Annotated in this window: 15 protein-coding genes and 1 pseudogene; 10 read left to right on the top strand and 6 right to left on the bottom strand. The window is 60.8% G+C overall.

The window, feature by feature from the left end; genetic code table 11:
• Positions 1-311 precede the first annotated feature (311 nt).
• The 7 genes from KJQ12_RS19360 (at position 312) to KJQ12_RS19330 (ending at position 8,894) form a co-directional block, all read left to right on the top strand.
• A complete protein-coding gene (locus tag KJQ12_RS19360; RefSeq protein WP_213487110.1) occupies positions 312-842 on the top strand; it encodes an NUDIX hydrolase in 531 nt (176 codons plus the stop codon).
• A gap of 185 nt (positions 843-1,027) precedes the next feature.
• Entirely contained in the window at positions 1,028-2,086 is a 1,059-nt protein-coding gene (locus tag KJQ12_RS19355; RefSeq protein WP_213487108.1) for a LacI family DNA-binding transcriptional regulator, read from the top strand.
• A 42-nt stretch (positions 2,087-2,128) separates the two neighbouring features.
• Positions 2,129-3,979, top strand: a complete 1,851-nt coding sequence (locus KJQ12_RS19350) for a cache domain-containing sensor histidine kinase (protein ID WP_213487106.1) — start codon at positions 2,129-2,131, stop codon at positions 3,977-3,979.
• A gap of 26 nt (positions 3,980-4,005) precedes the next feature.
• Entirely contained in the window at positions 4,006-5,502 is a 1,497-nt protein-coding gene (locus KJQ12_RS19345) for a response regulator (protein ID WP_213487104.1), read from the top strand.
• A gap of 181 nt (positions 5,503-5,683) precedes the next feature.
• Positions 5,684-6,994 carry an ABC transporter substrate-binding protein gene (locus KJQ12_RS19340; protein WP_213487102.1) on the top strand — a complete coding sequence of 437 codons (1,311 nt, stop codon included), beginning with the start codon at positions 5,684-5,686 and terminating at the stop codon, positions 6,992-6,994.
• A gap of 194 nt (positions 6,995-7,188) precedes the next feature.
• Positions 7,189-8,070: a carbohydrate ABC transporter permease gene (locus tag KJQ12_RS19335; protein WP_213487100.1), complete on the top strand. Its 882-nt coding sequence runs from the start codon at positions 7,189-7,191 to the stop codon at positions 8,068-8,070.
• A complete protein-coding gene (locus KJQ12_RS19330) occupies positions 8,067-8,894 on the top strand; it encodes a carbohydrate ABC transporter permease (RefSeq protein ID WP_213487098.1) in 828 nt (275 codons plus the stop codon). Before KJQ12_RS19335 ends, KJQ12_RS19330 begins: the two co-directional genes overlap by 4 nt.
• A 117-nt stretch (positions 8,895-9,011) precedes the next feature.
• Here KJQ12_RS19330 and KJQ12_RS19325 read toward each other — a convergent pair whose 3' ends face one another.
• Complete coding sequence (locus KJQ12_RS19325; RefSeq protein ID WP_213487096.1) at positions 9,012-10,223, bottom strand: AGE family epimerase/isomerase; 1,212 nt, start codon at positions 10,221-10,223, stop codon at positions 9,012-9,014.
• Between the two features lie 207 nt (positions 10,224-10,430).
• Positions 10,431-10,766, bottom strand: coding sequence for a hypothetical protein (locus KJQ12_RS19320; RefSeq protein WP_213487088.1), 336 nt, complete (start codon positions 10,764-10,766; stop codon positions 10,431-10,433).
• Between the two features lie 200 nt (positions 10,767-10,966).
• On the opposite strand from KJQ12_RS19320, the gene msrB reads away from it, so the two are divergent.
• Entirely contained in the window at positions 10,967-11,965 is a 999-nt protein-coding gene (gene msrB / locus KJQ12_RS19315; protein WP_280529273.1) for a peptide-methionine (R)-S-oxide reductase MsrB, read from the top strand.
• Positions 11,966-12,150: 185 nt separating this feature from the next.
• Here the strand turns inward: msrB and KJQ12_RS19310 are convergent, their stop codons facing one another.
• The 3 genes and pseudogenes from KJQ12_RS19310 to mnmL all read right to left on the bottom strand — a co-directional run.
• Complete coding sequence (locus KJQ12_RS19310) at positions 12,151-13,122, bottom strand: type I phosphomannose isomerase catalytic subunit (protein WP_213487079.1); 972 nt, start codon at positions 13,120-13,122, stop codon at positions 12,151-12,153.
• 92 nt (positions 13,123-13,214) lie between these two features.
• Entirely contained in the window at positions 13,215-13,790 is a 576-nt protein-coding gene (gene mnmM / locus KJQ12_RS19305) for a tRNA 5-(aminomethyl)-2-thiouridylate-methyltransferase MnmM (RefSeq protein ID WP_213487077.1), read from the bottom strand.
• Between the two features lie 179 nt (positions 13,791-13,969).
• Positions 13,970-14,914 (bottom strand): annotated as a pseudogene (gene mnmL / locus KJQ12_RS19300) (tRNA modification radical SAM protein MnmL/YtqA); the annotation flags it as partial.
• Between the two features lie 409 nt (positions 14,915-15,323).
• Between mnmL and KJQ12_RS19295 the strand changes: the two are divergent.
• Entirely contained in the window at positions 15,324-15,491 is a 168-nt protein-coding gene (locus tag KJQ12_RS19295) for a hypothetical protein (protein ID WP_213487072.1), read from the top strand.
• A gap of 136 nt (positions 15,492-15,627) precedes the next feature.
• Positions 15,628-16,377 carry a tRNA (guanosine(46)-N7)-methyltransferase TrmB gene (gene trmB, locus KJQ12_RS19290; protein ID WP_213487071.1) on the top strand — a complete coding sequence of 250 codons (750 nt, stop codon included), beginning with the start codon at positions 15,628-15,630 and terminating at the stop codon, positions 16,375-16,377.
• On the opposite strand, the gene KJQ12_RS19285 is transcribed toward trmB, so the two are convergent.
• Positions 16,349-16,936 carry a phosphatase PAP2 family protein gene (locus KJQ12_RS19285; RefSeq protein ID WP_213487070.1) on the bottom strand — a complete coding sequence of 196 codons (588 nt, stop codon included), beginning with the start codon at positions 16,934-16,936 and terminating at the stop codon, positions 16,349-16,351. The two genes, trmB and KJQ12_RS19285, sit on opposite strands and share 29 nt — an antisense overlap.
• Positions 16,937-17,173 lie beyond the last annotated feature (237 nt).

Genomic DNA, 17,173 nt, shown 5'->3' with positions numbered 1-17,173 from the left:
CGAGTCCGGTGGATGCGTCTGTAACGCGGATACCACGTTACAGCGTCGTTTCGAGCCCTGTGGGTGCGGCTGCAACGCGGATACCGCGTTACAGCGTCGATTCGAGCCCGGAGGTTGCGGCTGCAACGCGGATACCGCGTTACAAAGTCGGCCCAAGTCGTTGATGCGGTGAATGAGGCTAAAGCCAATGGACCGAGCAGGAGAACGGCAACGGGTCTGGAATATATTCACAACAACTTGAAAAGGTTCCGGACATCGAGAGGAGCACCAGCCGAAAATCCGTTCACACCCATGACCGTTTGGAGGTACGCATGCTGAAATATACCATCTGCTTCATCCAACAAGAAGACCGCTTTCTGCTGCTCAACCGGGAATACCCCGTCTGGATGGGAATGTGGAACGCGCCCGGAGGCAAGCTTGAACCAGGCGAGACGCCGAGGGAGTCGGCCTTGCGGGAGATCGCGGAAGAGACGGGCCTTTTGCTTGAGACCGTCGACTTTCGGGGCATCGTCACCTGGTTTACGGGCGGGCGGGAGTTCGGCGGCATGTACGTGTACCATGCCGAACTTCCTTCCGATGACCGCACGGACATTCCGATCCGAACGCCGGAAGGCATTCTGGATTGGAAGAAGACGGATTGGATTCTGCATCCCGAGAACATGGGGATCACGCCGAACGTGCCGCATTGCGTCAGGCTTTTGACCGCCGGTGACGGTTGTTTCGAGCTTCGCTGCCATTATGAAGGCGACCATCTGATCCGCACGGAGGAACTGGAGCTCGACCGGAGCTTCGAACACCTGACGGATCGGAAACGAATTGAAGAGATGATTCTCAGCCGATAAGCAATCGGAGGGTAAAAAATCACGGCGCCGCGCCGCGGACAACTTCCGGCGACAAGACGAATGGAGCGGACCTGCGTGCAAGCGCGGGTGCCGCCTTTTAGCGTTCGGGCACCTCCTCCCCCGTTCATTACGCGTACATAATACTTGTGCTAGAATAAAAGAATATGACACGGACGGGGATGAATATGTCGAAAAAGGTCACGATGCAGCAGATTGCCGATTATTTGGGCGTCTCGAAATTTGTCGTGTCGAAGGCGCTTTCAGGCAAGGACGGCGTCAGTCCCGCGACGAAGGAGCGGGTCATCCAGGCGGCGTCGCAGCTCGGCTATTTCGCCCAGCGGGGCGCAGCCGCAAGACAGGAGAAACCCGGACAGCTCCCCGCGGGCGGCTCGAAGCCGTCCGTGCTCGTGTTGATGCCCAACATCCGTTTTCAAACGAAGGAATCGGTCTACTGGGGACGCATCCTCGACGGCATTTCGATCCGTCTCGAAGAGCGGGGATACGGCATGGTGATCATCTCCGAGCACAGCATCGACGGGCTGCTCCACGTGCTCAACCCGAACGGCCTGCTCGGCATGATCGGCGTCGGCGAAATTTCAACCTCGCTGCTGCTCGAGGTGCACCGCTGCGGTCTGCCGATGGTGCTCATCGACCATGAAGATCCACTCATCCCGTCGGACACCGTGTTCGTGAACAACTACGACTGCATGTACAAGCTTACCCAGTACTTGATCGGCATCGGACACCGCGACCTGCTGTTCGCGGGCAACATCCGGTTCTCGCGCAGTTTCTTCGACCGCTGGAACGGCTTTCGGGGTGCGCTCGAGACGCACGGTATCCCGCTGCGCGACGACCATCTGATCAGCCTGGAAGGGATCAGCGGGTATTCCGGACAATTCGTGGATTGGGCGTCCCGCTGCCGCGCGGAAGGCAAACTGCCTTCCGCGGTCGTCTGCGCGAACGACAGCATCGCCATCGACGCACTTCAGGCGTTCGCCGAGCTCGGGCTGTCCGTGCCGGGCGCCCTGTCGCTCTGCGGCTTCGACGACATCGAAGACGCGCAGCGCGTCCGGCCCGCGCTCACGACCGTGCACGTGCCGAAGCTGGCGCTCGGCCGCAAGGCGGTGGACCGGCTGCTCGAGCGGGTGGCATCGCCCGGCGAGCCGCACGAGAAGATCCTGATTTCCGGCGAGATGGTGTACCGCGAATCGAGCCGGGATACGAACGGGCGCAAGCGGAGCTGATCGCGCTTCCCCATACCATGCCGTGACTGGAGGCGGAACGCCGTGCGCAAATGGAATCCGGCGACCAGATTCCGCGATCTGCCGATGGAGCGGAAGCTGATATTGGTTTTCCTTTTTCTGGTTATCTTGCCGATCATGGCGCTCAGTCTGGTTTCCTATGACCGGTACGCGCGGACCATCGAGGACAACACCACATCATACGTTGCGGAACTCGCCCGCAAGCTGATCGTCAGCCTTGACGACTACATCTCCGACATGGAGCGGATCACCGCGCTGCCCGGCGCCATCGAGGAGATCCAGGACAGCCTCAGGGCGGCCAATGAATTCTATTCCCGCCCCGATCTCGAAATCGGGGACAGCCCTTACATCATTCCGAGCCAGAAAGGCACCGCGCTCGAAATTCAGCGCCGGGTGGAGGAGAGCATCTACTTTCTGAACAGCGTCAAGGAAGGCGCAACGTCGATCTATCTGTTCGACAATTTCGGCAACGGCTATTACCGCGTGCAGGTCGGCGGCGTCCGCTCCGACATCATGACCACCTATCAGCAATGGCTGGAGCGCGCCCGGCGGGAGGGGACGAACGCCGCGCTCGTCAGCACGCAGGAATACACGAGCAATCACAACCGCAAACGCTACGTCTTCACCGTCGTCCGCCAAATCTATACGCCGTCGCTCGAACTGCTCGGCCTCGTCGCCGTCGACGCGAACATCAGCGTCATCGAGCGGTACGTATCCGAATTGGACAGCGTCACCGGCGGGGAGACGATGATCCTCGACGAGAACAACAACGTCATTTACGACAGCGGCATGCGGCATCTCGCCCAGAACCGGTCGAACGATCCGGTCGTCGCGCAGGCTGTCGGAAGCCGCGGCACGTTCCGCCACGACGCGGAAGACGGCCAGCGGATCGTCATTTACGACCGCTCGAACAAGACCGGCTGGAAGGTCATCATCTCCGTTCCGGTCGGCGTGCTGATGAAGGACGCGGTGGCGAACCGCAACTTCACGCTGGCGACGGCGCTGCTGACCGGTTTCCTCGCGCTGGCCGCTTCGGTCGTCATTTCGTTCGCCCTGACGAAGCCGCTGCGCTCGCTGATGCAGCTCATGAAACACGTGCAGGCCGGCAATCTCGAGGTGTCGTTCCCGGTCCGGCGGCAGGACGAAATCGGCATGCTGGGCTTTCATTTCAACCGGATGATCGGCCGGATCCGCGAGCTGATCAACGACAACTACCATATGCAATTGCGCCGCAAGGAAGCCGAACTGCTGGCTCTGCAGAGCCAGATCAACCCGCATTTTCTGCACAATACGCTGGAGTCGATCCGCATGACGGCTGAAGTCGACGACAATCCCGAAGTGGCGGACATGATCCAGCTGCTCGGCCGGCTGCTGCGCTACAGCGTGAACACGGCTGGCGAGATCGTGCGGCTGGAGGACGAGCTCATGCACCTGGAGACGTTCATGCGCATCGTCGAGTACCGCTATCCGGGCCGGTTCAGGCTCGAGGTCGCCGGCTGCGATCCGTATCGCGAAATGAAAATGGTCAAGCTCCTGCTGCAGCCGATCATCGAGAACGCGGTGCTGCACGGCTATGACGAACGCAAGGAGCGCATGACGATCGTGCTCTCGTGCGAGGCCGAGGGCGATCGCATCATCTTCCGCATCCGCGACGACGGCGCGGGGCTGGACGCCGATACGCTGGAGCGGCTGCGCGGCGTGATCGACACGCCGCCGGGCGAAGGCGGCGGCTCGCGCGGCTTCGGCATCGGCCTCCGGAACGTGAACGAGCGAATCCGGCTGTTCTACGGCGAGGGCTATGGCATCGACATCGCCAGCGAGCCGGGCGCCGGCACGGAAGTGACCGTGACCCTGCCGAGCCGGCTGCAGACGTAAGCAGCGTGAAACAGGAGGTCTGACGCATGTTTCGCATCGTAATTGCAGATGATGAAGAACGGATCCGTCGCGGACTGGCCAAGCTCGTCCGCTCCGCATCGGAGGACTATGAGGTTGCCGGGGTCTTCGCGAACGGCGCGGAACTGCTGAAGTTCCTCAAGGAAGAAGGGGCGGATGTCGTCATCACCGACATCCGGATGCCGGTCATGGACGGGCTTCAGGTTGCCGAGAAGCTGCAGGCCGAGCATCCCGGCGTGCGCTGCGTCATCGTCAGCGGATACAGCGATTTCGATTATGCGCGCACCGCGATGCGCCATCAGGTGCGGGACTATCTGCTGAAACCGGTGGACAAGGCCGAACTGTATCGCGTGCTGCGGGAGATGGCGAAGGAAATCGCCGAAGCGCGAAGGCAGACGAAAATATTCCGGCGGCACAGGCTCGAACGCGCGCTTGCCGGCGAAGCATCCGCGGAGCCGGTCATCCCGGACGATGCGTTCGCGGTCTGGTACGTCGTGCGGACGGAAGCGGCGGTCGGGCTCGATACGCTGGAGGCGGCGGCGAATGCCGAAGACGTCAGATCTTGCGCGATCGCGGTCCGCGACCGGACCTACGGCTTGCTGCTTGAGCTGGACGCCGGCGCTTCGCTGACGTCCGCGCCGGAGCGGGCAGGCTTCGCGCTGGCCGCGGCGCTGACGGAGCATACCGGCGCGGCCATCGGCGCCTCGCTGCCGTTCCGCGGAGCGAAACGTCTGCGGGAAGCGTTCGCCGAAGCCGAGATGGCGGCCGGCAAAGCGTTCTACCGGTTCGAGCGGGCCGTCTTCGTACCGGCATCCGAAGCGGGGCCCCAGCAGGCCAGGCCGGCCCGCTTCAGCGACTGGTACAAATCGTGGGAGACGGAGTATGTCCGCAGCCTGCAGATTCTCGACGCGGGGAAGATCGAGCAGGAGCTGAACGCCTTCTTCAAGGAGATGCGCAGGCGCCAGGAAGCGCCCGGCGTGCTGATGGAACTGCTGATCCGGATGCTCGAGCTGGCGGAACGGGAACTCGGCGGATTCGCCGAAGAAGCGGAGGAACTGTTCGGCCCGGCGGACCGGCGGCTCGAGGAACTGTCCCGGTTTTTCAAATACGACCCGCTGCGGCAATGGTTCACGGAACGGATGATCGACGCGATCGTGCGCATCCGCGAGCGTCGGAGCGGCAGCGTGCGCGCGGTCGATGCCGTGAAGGCGATCATCGCGACAAGCTATCACGAGGATCTGGATCTCGGGATGCTCGCGGAGCGCGTGTATCTCACGCCGAGCTACCTGAGCCGGCTGTTCAAGCAGGAGACGGGCGTCACGATCACCGATTACCTGATCAATGTGCGGATCGAGCAGGCGAAGAACCTGCTCCGCAGCCGGCCGGACCTGAAGACGTACGAAGTCGGCGAGCAGGTGGGCTATCCGGATTCGGCCTATTTTACCAAACTGTTCAAGCGGATTGTGGGCATGACACCCAACGAATATCGGCAAATCGTACGTTAGCATCCGGCCTCTTGTTCGATCAATTGTTAGAAAAGTTAGGATAACAGAGGACAAGAAAAGCAAACACGTTGCATTTTTGTAAGCGGTTTTCACCGCTATAATGAAGGCCGGAACCGATCGGAAACGGCGGATTTTGCCGAAACCGTTCGGTCACACAACACGGAAACAGGGGGACTCGCGCATGAAAAGAAGATTAGCCATGATGCTGTCTGTCCTCGTCGTGCTGTCGCTCGTGCTTGCTGCCTGCGGCGGCTCGAAGAACGAAGGCAACGGCGGTACGGACAACACCGCGGGCAACGGTCAGTCGAATGCGGGCGGCAACACCGAAATCTCCGGCGAGATTGTGTTCGCGACGCACCGCACGGACCTGGTCGACAACGGGACTTACGACAAATACGTGTCGGAGTTCAACAAGCAATATCCGAACGTCAAAGTCAAATACGCTCCGTACACGAACTACGAGCAAGACATCCGCGTCAAGCTGACGGCGGGCGACGCCGGCGACGTGCTCATGATTCCGACGAACATCGCGAACTCCGAGCTCGGCGATTTCTTCGCTCCGCTGAATGACCTCGACATCTTCGATCAAGTGCGGTTCGCGGATTTCAAGGCGTATGACGGCAACTACTACGGGGTTGCAACGGGTTCTTCGACGAACGGCATCGTTTACAACAAGAAGGCGTTCGAAAAAGCGGGCATCACGGAAATTCCGAAGACGCTGGACGAGTTCTACGAAGCCTGCCAGAAGCTGAAAGACGCCGGCATCGTGCCGATCTACATCAACTACGGCGCGCAATGGCCGATGGGTCAATGGGGCCGCAACAGCCTGGCGCATTTCTCAGGCGACGTCAACTTCGAGAACAACATGGTGGAAATGGACGCGCCGTTCCAGCTTGACAACGCGTGGGGCATCGGCCTGAACATTGTCCGCACCCTGATCGAGAAAGGCTATACCGAAGAAGACCTGGCCACGAACAACTGGGAAGCTTCGAAGGTTGAAATCGCGACGGGCAACGCGGCAATGTACTTCCTCGGCAACTGGGTCATCAACCAGATCATCGAGCAAGGCGGCGCGGCGCCGGAAGACATCGGCTTCTTCCCGTTCCCGCATGACAACAGCGGCACGGTGAACGCCGTTCTCGGCCCGGACTACTTCATGGGCGTAAGCAAGGACAGCAAGAATCTTGAAGCCGCCAAGGCGTTTGTCAAGTTCATGATCATGGAATCCGGTTACGACGCCGATTCCGGTTTCATCCCGATCAACAAAAACAACGAACCGACGCTGCCGCAAATGGCGGAGTTCATGAGCTACAATCCCAACATCCTCGAATCCGTGCCGCCGGATTCCCGGTTCAACGAGATTGCGAACAAGGCGCAGATTCCGTTCACGGGTGAAGAAATCCAGCAAGCTGCCGTTGCGAAGGATCTGCAGGCCGAATTCGACAAGTTGAATCAGAAATGGGCCGCAGCCAAGAAAGAACTCGGCTATTGATTCGATGAGCAGGTAACCGGCGTGCAGACTGGGGCTGACCGTCAGGGCGAAGCGAATCGCGCCCGACGGCAGCCTCAGGTTTTTTCCAAGACAAGACGTCATCAAGCTTGTCACTTACCGCATAGCGGGTGCGCCTTCCGGGAGGACGGCGCCGACCGTTATGGCTTGATCCTGGCATGAGGAGGCGCGGCGCCTTGAATCTCAGCTACAAAACCCAGCGGATCATCATCATCACCAGTTTTCTCGCCTTGCCGCTCGTTTTGCTGCTCCTTTTCACCTACTACCCGTCTGTCATGCTCGTCTACTACAGCTTCACGGACTGGGACGGCTTCGGCTTTGACGTGAACTTCGTCGGGCTGAAGAACTACAGGGAGATCTTCTCGAATCCGGAATACTTCCAGATTCTGCGCAACAACCTGTACTATTTCATCGGCGGGCTGGTCCAGACGGCGCTGGCGCTGTTCTTCGCCGTCATTCTGAACTCGAAGCTCAAGGGAAGGAATGTGTTCCGGGTCATCCTGTTCCTGCCGTACATTCTGCATCAGGTTGCGATCGCGATCATGTTTCAGACCGTGTACCACACGTCCTACGGCTCGCTGAACAAGCTGCTCGAAGTGCTCGGACTCGAAGCGTGGAAACAGCAATGGCTCGGCAACCCGGCGATCAACGACTGGGCGCTGGCATTCGTTTCCCTCTGGATGTACATGGGCTACAACATGGTCATCTTCATCGGTGCGCTGCAGTCGATCTCGGATGATTTGTATGAAGCGGCGCGCATCGACGGTGCGAACGCCTGGCAGAGCTTCTGGCACATTACGATGCCGAGCATCAAGAATGTCGTCGAGCTGATGCTCATCCTGACGCTGAGCGGCGCGCTGCAGGCTTTCACCGTGCCGTACATCATGACGCTCGGCGCGAACGACACGTCCACCTTCCTGATGAAGACGTTGGACGTCGCCTTCAAATTCAATCAGTTCGGCCTCGCATCCGCGCTCGCCGTCGTGCTGCTCTTGATGGTCGCCGTCGTCGTGCTCATCCAGCGGCTGATTCTGAGGGAAGGCGGGACGAGAGTATGAAGGCGAAACAACTGTTTTTCGACACCATGAAATATATCGCGCTGCTCATCGGCACGTTCGTCGTGTTCTTCCCGCTGTACTCCGTCTTCGTCGGCGCGTTCAAGACGCGGCAGGAATTCTACATCGACCGGCTGTCGCTCCCCTCGACCTGGAATTTCGAGAACTTCTCGATCGCGTGGGAGAAAGGGGATCTGGCGCTCGGCCTCGGCAACACGCTGTTCATCCTGATCGTCTCGATCGTCGGCAACGTGCTGATCGGGTCGATGTCGGCGTATGCGCTCGGGCGGTTCGAGTTCAAGGGGAGAAACCTGATCATCGGTTCGTACCTGGTGGCCGCGGTCATTCCGCTCATCACGACGCAGGTCGTCACCTACTCGGTCATCAAGGCGCTCGGCCTGTACAATACGTACGGCGCGCCGATCGCACTGTATCTGGGGGCGGACGTCATCCAGCTCACGATCTATCTCCAGTTCATCCGCAACATTCCGTACGAGCTGGACGAGGCGGCGATGATGGAGGGCGCGTCGCTGTTCAAGATTTTCCGGAGCGTGATCTTCCCGCTCCTCGGGCCGGCGACGGCAACCGTTGTGATCCTGAAGTTCATCACGATCTACAACGACTTCTACGTGCCGTACCTGTACATGCCGGACAGGGGGTTGCGCACGGTGGCGACGGCGATCCAGTCGTTCGTCGGGCCGAACGCGGCGCGCATGGAAGTGATCTCCGCGTACATTCTGCTGATCTTCATCCCGACGATCGTGATGTTCCTGTTCATGCAGCGCTATATTTTCTCCGGCGTCACGAGCGGCGCGGTCAAGTCTTGATCGCGGGCTGAAGCAACGGGCTGTCCCATGGCGGGGCAGCTTTTTTTCTGGTTATTCGGATCAATAAAAAAAGCTCCGGCGAACCGCTCGCCGGAGCTTTTTTGCGGCTGACGCCCGTCAATGCGCGGAGATCAGACGCTCCATCATCTCGAAGCATGCCCGGCCGTTGTGGTACGGGCATTTCCAGGCGTTCACCTTGCCGTGCCCCCGGGTCGGACGGCCGTCCCGGTCCACGCTCCAGAACCATTCGCCGTCTTCCTTGTCGATGATGCAGCGGTCGATGAACGACCAGGACCGGCGGGCGGCGTCCAGATACTTGTCCTCGCCCGAGAGCTGATAAGCATTGTAGAATCCGACCACGGCTTCCGCCTGCGGCCACCAGTCCTTGTTCGTGTCGATGAGCCCGGCCGCGTTCGCTTCGTTCAGCAGGCCGCCGTCGGCGTCCACGCCTTCGTTCAGCGTCGCTTCCGCCATGCGGATCGCCGTCTCCTTCGTCCGCTTGAGAAGCGCCTCGTCCCCGCACAGTTCAGCCGCCTCCGTCAGCAGCCAGCTGCCTTCGATGTCGTGGCCGTAGGAGATGAGGTCCGACTTGCTGTTCCATTCGTCATCGAAGAACAGCTTGAAATGCGCCGTCTCCGGATCGACGATGCGATCGAGCATGACCTCGATCAGTTCCTTGTGCGTCTTGTTCAGTTCCTCCGTCGGCCAGACCCGGTACAGGTTCGTATAGGCCTCGAGCACATGCAGATGCGTGTTCATCGACTTGCGCTCGTTCATGTCGCCGCCGCCGAGGGCGAGCCTGTCCGTCTCCGACCAGTCGCGGGCATGCGCCTCGATATAGCCGCGGTTCGCCGGATCGTAGCTGTGTCGCTCCAGCAGCCGGTACGTTTCGATCGCCTTGTCCAGCGCTTCCTTGCGCCGCGCCGCCCGGTAAAACTCGGAGAGCGCGTAGATCGCGAACGCCTGGCCGTACACCTGTTTCTTGTCCTCCAGCGGGCTGCCCTGCGCGTCAACCATCCAGTAGAATCCGCCATATTCACGATCCGCGAATTTGTCCGTCACGTATCCGTAAGCCCGTTCGGCCACGGCCAGATAGCGGTCATCCTTGAACACGCGGTATGCGGCCGAGAACGTCCACAAAATCCGGGTGTTCAGCACCAGACTTTTGGCCGCTTCGTAATCCGGCTGCCGGTCGTCGCCGATCCGCCCGATGAAGCCGCCGTTCTTCTCGTCGACGGTGCGGGTCATCCAATAGTGAAGGATGTTGTCCTTGAGTTCCCGTTCCAGCTCCTCGCGCCACTTGGCTTTCCAATCCGTTCCTGCGCTCACCGCACACGCCTCCCCATTCGGCTGTTCCCGAGTGTCTCATGCTGTCGTGTACACGCGTTTACACGTGCACACTCATCTAGTTAAACGCAATTTCGGGGCTGATGCAAGTGCGGCGCCGGCATTCTTGAATCAATAAAAACTCCCGCGTGTGCCACATCGCAGCGGGAGCTTGCTTTCCGTTCGGGGACGGGCATCGCCCATTCTCCGTTATTTCAGATTTGCGATTTTCTCGCGGATCGCGTTCCGGCGCCAGCGGGAGACCGGCAGCCGCTTCGCCTCGGGTCCTTTCTCGCCGAAGTAGAGCACATCGCCGTCGAATTCGCTGACCTTTCGGAGATTGACGTACGTATCGGGGGCGACCAGGCAGAAATTCGGATCCGAACGAAGAAGCGCGATTCGATCGGAGCTCATCCGTCGCTTCATATTGAAGTTTCGCCCATGAAAGCAGACAAGTTCGGGTCCACCCAGCTTGAAGAAAAGAACGTCGTGCTCCAGCGCAAGTTCCTCATACGGATTGCGGTCAGGCATCACGGCTTGCACCATCGGCATTTCCCCCTTCATGTTTGCTCTTTGTATATTGTGAGCGCTTTCATTATAGCATGAAAATGGGCTTACCGGAAGCGTAAATTGAAAAAATCGGGTTGGTGGAAACGGAGGAGGCGGAACTTTATAATAAAAGTACATCCATGCCGGCGGCGGACCGGCGGTCTTCGGGCGGTCTGCGCGGCGAAGGAGGAATGGTTGTGACGAATACGGATAAACCGGAACAACCGGATAACCCGGCTTATGAGCAGGCGGCTTTTGCGGGCGGCTGCTTCTGGTGCATGGTCGAGCCGTTCGAGGAAATGCCCGGCGTCATCCGCGTCGTATCGGGCTATACGGGCGGCCACAAGCCGAACCCGACGTACGAGGAAGTCTGCTCGGATACGACGGGACACGCGGAAGCCGTTCATATTACGTACGATCCGCGGCGGATGCCGTACAAGCTGCTGCTCGACATTTTCTGGCGGCAGATCGATCCGACCGACCCGGGCGGACAATTTCACGACCGCGGGTCGTCGTACCGGACGGCGATCTTCTATTATACCGAGGAGCAGCGGAAGCTGGCCGAGGAATCGAAGCGCGAACTGGAGGCGAGCGGGCGGTTCGACCGGCCGATCGTGACGGAGATCGTGCCCGCCGGGCCGTTCTATCCGGCGGAGGAATATCATCAGGCGTACCACAAGAAGCAGCCGTACCGCTACAAGATGTACCGCAAGGCGTCCGGAAGGGATGATTTTATCGATCGGCATTGGCGGATCAGGAAGGACCCAGAGGAGCTGAAGCGCCGGCTCACCCCGATCCAGTACGAGGTGACGCAGCGGAACGCGACCGAGCCGCCTTTCCGCAACGAATACTACGACAACGAAGAAGAAGGCATCTACGTCGACATCGTGTCCGGGGAGCCGCTCTTCAGCTCGAGGGACAAGTTCGACGCCGGCTGCGGCTGGCCGAGCTTCACGCGGCCGATCCACAAGGGCAGCGTCACCGAGCACATGGACCTGTCGCACGGCATGGTGCGCATCGAGGTGCGCAGCCGGGAAGCCGACTCGCATCTCGGCCACGTCTTCCCGGACGGGCCGGCGGACCGCGGCGGACTGCGCTATTGCATCAACTCGGCGGCGCTGCGCTTCATTCCGAAGTCGGAGATGGAGAAGGAAGGCTACGGCGCTTACCTGGGGCTGTTCGAACCGGAGAAGTGAGGCGGTAGAGTCGAAGACCGGGATAATAAGCGAAAAAACTTCCTCTATTCCGTCCAAAATCCCGATTTTCGGGCGTTTGGCGGAAAATAGAGGAAGTTTTTTTCTTCTATATTAGAGAATAAAGGCCGAATTCGACAGAATAAGCGAAGATATTTCCGCTATTCGAGTTGGGGGAGTGCAGGCAATCACGGCACCCGGCTGCGCAGCACGGTGAGGGCGCCTTCGATCTCGTACTCGCCGAGATTGGCCGGCACGAGGAAGCAGTCGCCGGGCGCGACCGGCTGCTCGCCGCCATTCCAGCGCAGCGTGCCGCTGCCGTCCGCGGCGATCAGGATGACGAAGCTGTCGCCGGTCGTCGCCAGCTTCACGCTGCCGTCCACGATGCCCTTCTCGACGACGAAGTACGGCGATTCCGCAATCTTGAGCCATTCGCCCGGACGGACGCCGTCCGTCTTCATCCGGGTCGCGCCGGCGCCGTCGTAGGCGATGACGTTCAGCGAATCCTCGATGTGCAGCTCGCGCAGCTTGCCGTCAAGTCCGGGGCGGTTGTAGTCGTACAGCCGGTACGTCGTGTCCGAGTTCTGCTGGATCTCCGCCACGACGACGCCCGCGCACAGCGCGTGCACCGTGCCCGCGGGGATGTAGAACGCGTCGCCCGCTTCCACCGGCACTTCCTGCAGGCACTCCATGATCCGGCCTTCGGCGATGGCCGCTTCCAGACCGGCGCGGTCGATGCCGTCCTTCAGCCCGTAGATGATTTTCGCGCCCGGCTTCGCGTCGAGCACGTACCACATTTCGGTCTTGCCGAGCTCGCCTTCCGGCAGCCCTTCATAATCGTCCGTCGGGTGCACCTGCACGGACAGGTCGTCGTTGCAGTCGAGCAGCTTGACGAGCAGCGGGAACCGGCCGTTGCGCTCGGAGAATCCCCGCGAGCCGAACCATTCGCGGCCGTAAGTTTCGCGGATCTCGTCAAGCCCCTTGCCGGCGAGCGGGCCGTTCACGACCTGCGTCGTGCCGTTCGGATGGTCGGCGATCATCCAGCCTTCGCCGATGGCCCCTTCCGGCGGCGTCAGCCCGAAACGTTCGAGCGCGCGTCCGCCCCATACGCGTTCCTTGAACTCGGGGGCGAACTTGAGCGGATAAGGTTGTACGGTCATGGCATTCTCTCCTCTTCATCTGTCTGTTGCACATTTGCAGTCTGTTGCAAATCTGCTTTCTGTTGCGAATCTCCCAGCCGCGGCGATGCGGCTTACTTGCGTTCCACCGCGATCAAATACGGCGCCTGCGGACGCTGCGGCATCCGGTACAGCACGGCCTGTCCGGCGGAAGCGGGCAGGGCGCGGGCCCACGCGTCGACCGCTTCACCCTCTTCGCGGCCGCCTTCATGGCCCGTATAGACAACAACGGTGAGCACGCCTCCCGGGCGGAGGAAGGCGAGCGAGGCGTCGAGCGCCGCCAGCGTCGTCTCCGGGCGGGTCACGACAGTCCGGACGTCATCGGCGCCGGGCAGGTAGCCGAGATTGAACATGACGGAAGAGACGCGGCCCGCAAGGTCCGCAGGCAGCAGCTCCGCCATTCGGTGGTGGCTCGCGAGCAGCAGCTCAAGCCGCGTATCCGGCGCCTCCGCCGCCACGCGGGCGCGGGCCGCGTCGAGGGCGGCCTGCTGGATGTCGAAGCCGTAGACGACGCCCTTCGGGCCGACGGCCTTCGCGAGGAAGGCGGTGTCGACGCCGTTGCCGACGGTCGCGTCAATGACCGCATCCCCCGGCTGGATGCGTTCGGCGGCCAGCCGGTGGGCCATCGTCAGCACGGAAGGGAAGCCCATCAGCACCCTCCCGGGCAGCCGCCGGCGCCGGACCGGCTGTCCGCCAGCTCATCCTCTTCGTAATCCGCGCCGCCAGCAAAGTCCGCGAAGGCCGCATCCGATCGGCCGCCGGACAGAACGCTTCCTCCGACCGCGCCGGCCGCGCCCGCCGCATTCACCGCATCGGCGGATCCCCGCAGCTTGCCCTGCCACGTGTTCCGCCGCACGAGCTCGGCGTCGATCGCGTTCAGCACTTCCCATTTCTTCAGGCTCCACATCGGCCCGATCAGCAGCTCCCGCGGCGCGTCGCCCGTCACCCGGTGGACGATCATCTCCGGCGGCAGCATCTCGAGCGTGTCGACGACGAGGTTCACGTACTCGTCCATCTCGAGGAAACGGACCAGCCCCGCCTCGTATTGCTTCACCATCGGCGTCTTGCGCATCAGGTGGAGCAGATGAATCTTGATCCCCTGCACGTCCATCTCCGCGACCGCCCGCCCCGTCTCCAGCATCATCTCGCGCGTCTCGAGCGGCAGCCCGTAGATGATGTGCGCGCAGACGCGGATGCCGCGCTCCCGCAGCCGGCGGACGGCGTCGTAGTAGCAGGCCGTGTCATGGGCCCGGTTGATCAGCTTCGACGTCGACTCGTGGATCGTCTGCAGCCCCATCTCGACCCACAGATACGTTCGCTCGTTCAGCTCGGCGAGGTAGTCGACGACGTCGTCCGGCAGGCAGTCCGGGCGCGTGGCGATCGACAGGCCGACGACGCCGGGCTGTGCGAGAATCGTCTCGTAATATTCGCGCAGCACATGGACCGGCGCATACGTGTTCGTGTACGCCTGGAAATAGCCGATGTAGAGCGCGTCCGGCCATTTCTTGTGCTGGCGGTCGCGGATTTTGTTGAACTGGACGACCAGGTCGTCGCGCCGGCTGCCGGCGAAGTCGCCGGACCCGCGCGCGCTGCAGAACGTGCAGCCGCCGATTGCTACGCGACCGTCACGGTTCGGGCAGGTGAAGCCGGCGTCCAGCATCACCTTGAACACCTTGCGGCCGAACTGTCGGCGCATCTCGTAATTCCATGTATGAAACCGTTTGTCGCCCCACAGAAGCGGCGTTTCGCTGCCCGAAGGGCTCGTTCCGGCCAAGTTCAATTGCTGTTCCTCCGTTTTCGGGCCGTATGAAGGCCGCGCAATCATGGGAACATTATAGCGAAAAAATTTTTTTCGCGCCATGTGCGCGGACACGCTGTTCCGATCCCGGTCCGCCTTGCCGGAAAGGAAACGTTCGGGTTTCGGAAGCGCCGGAAAACGGGCTGCTCCGGTCCATTCGGCGTACGAAGCAAGGCCGGTTGCCGCGCATCGTTCGGAATCGGACAACTGGAAAAGGAAAAGCCCGATTCCGCGTCCCCTTCTTGCACAACCTTACATGATGTGTTATATTAAAAGTGCGTAAAATCAATAAAAAAACCTTACATGAAATTCATTCTCAGCCGCATTAAACGCCGTCCTGAATTTGGCAGAAATGACAATGTAAATGTCGAGCGAGGTGATGGACATGAACCAGCTGAAAATCCCGAACGGCGAAGAGAAAGTGACGGTCGAACTGACGGTCAAGGAACTGCTGGCGCTGGCCGGCCAGAAGTTCCCCCTCGACAAGGGCGTCGAGATTTCCGCGCGCAAGAAGCTGAACGAAGCGCTTGAGGACACGTACAGGATCCACTGACGGCGGATGCGGCGAATTTTGACATGGACCTTCCGGAACGGACCATCCGGAAGGTCTTTTTGCTGCTTTACATAAGGGCTGTCGTCGGGCACAATGGGGAATGGTGTGCAAGGGAGCACAAGGGAGGAATGGAAGCATGCGACTGCGCGGAAGAAAAGGAATCCGCGAAGAGATTGAAAGCCAGCCGGAACTGGTGGTGCTGGACCCCGCACCGTACAGGGGGCGCTGGCGCGAACGTTTCGGCAACGACCGGCCGATTCACGTCGAGCTCGGCATGGGCAAGGGAAAATTCATCAGCGAAATGAGCGTGCGGAATCCGGAGATCAACTACATCGGCATTGACATGTTCGACGAGCTGATCCGCCGGGCCGCCGTCAAGGCGCGGGCGGCGTGGGCGCCGCAGGGCGCGGAAACCCCGCCGAACCTGGCGCTGGTGCGCGCCAACATCGAATATCTGGAGACGTTCTTCGCGCCAGGGGAAATCGAGCGGATCTACCTGAACTTCAGCGATCCGTGGCCGAAGAAGAAACATGCGAAGCGGAGGCTGACGCACCCCCGCTTCCTGCGCAAATATCTCGACATTCTGAACGAGAACGGGGAAATCCATTTCAAGACGGACTCCCGGCTGCTCTTCGAATTTTCGCTGAACAGTTTCTGCGACATGGAGATTACGCTGCGGAACATCTCACTCGATCTGCATCGGGACGGCCTGCGGGAAGACCTCGTCATGACCGAGTACGAGACGAAATTCGCGGAGCAGGGCATGCCGATCTACCGGCTGGAAGCCGTGGTCGGCGAGGCGGCGCTCCGCCGGCACCGCGAAGCGAAGGAAGCCGAGCTTGCCGGCATCCGGGATGCTAGACCGGCATCCAGCCGACCGATGTGACGACGAGCGCGGTCACCGCGCCGATCAGGGCGCCGGCTGCCACGTCCGACGGATAGTGCAGCCCGAGGTAAATGCGCGACCAGCCCACCGACGCCATGACGATCAGCCCGGCGGGCAGGAGCAGCGGCAGCATTTGGGCGTCCGCCGCCAGAAACGGAATGACGAACGCGAAGATCGCCGTGGTATGCCCCGAAGGGAACGAAGGGTCCGTGAGGGGCTTTTTCGTTCCGGTGACGATTTCCTTGAGCGCCTGGTACGGCCGGAGTCTGCGGAACTTGCGTTTCATGATGTATACCGGGACATGGCTGATCGTGACGGCCGTCAGGCTCTGCCAGCCCGCCGCGTTCCACGGAGCGGGCGCGAAGAGCGCGGCCGTCAGCGAAACCGCCAGCGTGAAGACGGCCCCGCCGGCATGCGTGATCGTCCGCAGCCAGACGCCGAGCAGCTTCTTCAGTCCCCTGTCGAGATGTCTGTTGTTCGCCCACAGCACAAGCCGCTTCTCCTTGGCGATGAGCCATGCGCGCAGCTTGCCGGCTGCTTCTTTCCATCCGCGTTTCATCCGAATCCTCCGGTCTTCCTGCGACTCTTTTCCCGCTTGAAAAAATTTTTCTCATTTTGCATCATACCATATGACGGACCCACAGCACCTCCGTTTTGCGAAGGATTTGTTTAGGCAAGGCAGCTGCGGGTCGGTCCGTTTTTTTGCCGCCAGGGATGAAAATGCCGCCGATTGGAAAGGTTATACGACAAACCGCCGGTTTACCATCCGGACAAAACGTGCGTTGCAGACAAAGAC

The organism is Thermobacillus xylanilyticus (assembly GCF_907165215.1).
GTDB classification, from domain to species: Bacteria; Bacillota; Bacilli; order Paenibacillales; family Paenibacillaceae; genus Thermobacillus; species Thermobacillus xylanilyticus.
This window is presented reverse-complemented; position numbering and strand designations above follow the sequence as displayed.

What these genes read in the sequence shown, in the direction of transcription:
- KJQ12_RS19360 (WP_213487110.1), top strand. Translation starts at nt 312, where the DNA reads ATGCTGAAATATACCATCTGCTTCATCCAACAAGAAGACCGCTTTCTG.
- KJQ12_RS19355 (WP_213487108.1), top strand. Translation starts at nt 1,028, where the DNA reads ATGTCGAAAAAGGTCACGATGCAGCAGATTGCCGATTATTTGGGCGTC.
- KJQ12_RS19345 (WP_213487104.1), top strand. Translation starts at nt 4,006, where the DNA reads ATGTTTCGCATCGTAATTGCAGATGATGAAGAACGGATCCGTCGCGGA.
- KJQ12_RS19340 (WP_213487102.1), top strand. Translation starts at nt 5,684, where the DNA reads ATGAAAAGAAGATTAGCCATGATGCTGTCTGTCCTCGTCGTGCTGTCG.
- KJQ12_RS19330 (WP_213487098.1), top strand. Translation starts at nt 8,067, where the DNA reads ATGAAGGCGAAACAACTGTTTTTCGACACCATGAAATATATCGCGCTG.
- KJQ12_RS19320 (WP_213487088.1), bottom strand. Translation starts at nt 10,766, where the DNA reads ATGGTGCAAGCCGTGATGCCTGACCGCAATCCGTATGAGGAACTTGCG.
- KJQ12_RS19310 (WP_213487079.1), bottom strand. Translation starts at nt 13,122, where the DNA reads ATGACCGTACAACCTTATCCGCTCAAGTTCGCCCCCGAGTTCAAGGAA.
- mnmM (WP_213487077.1), bottom strand. Translation starts at nt 13,790, where the DNA reads ATGGGCTTCCCTTCCGTGCTGACGATGGCCCACCGGCTGGCCGCCGAA.
- KJQ12_RS19295 (WP_213487072.1), top strand. Translation starts at nt 15,324, where the DNA reads ATGAACCAGCTGAAAATCCCGAACGGCGAAGAGAAAGTGACGGTCGAA.
- trmB (WP_213487071.1), top strand. Translation starts at nt 15,628, where the DNA reads ATGCGACTGCGCGGAAGAAAAGGAATCCGCGAAGAGATTGAAAGCCAG.
- KJQ12_RS19285 (WP_213487070.1), bottom strand. Translation starts at nt 16,936, where the DNA reads ATGAAACGCGGATGGAAAGAAGCAGCCGGCAAGCTGCGCGCATGGCTC.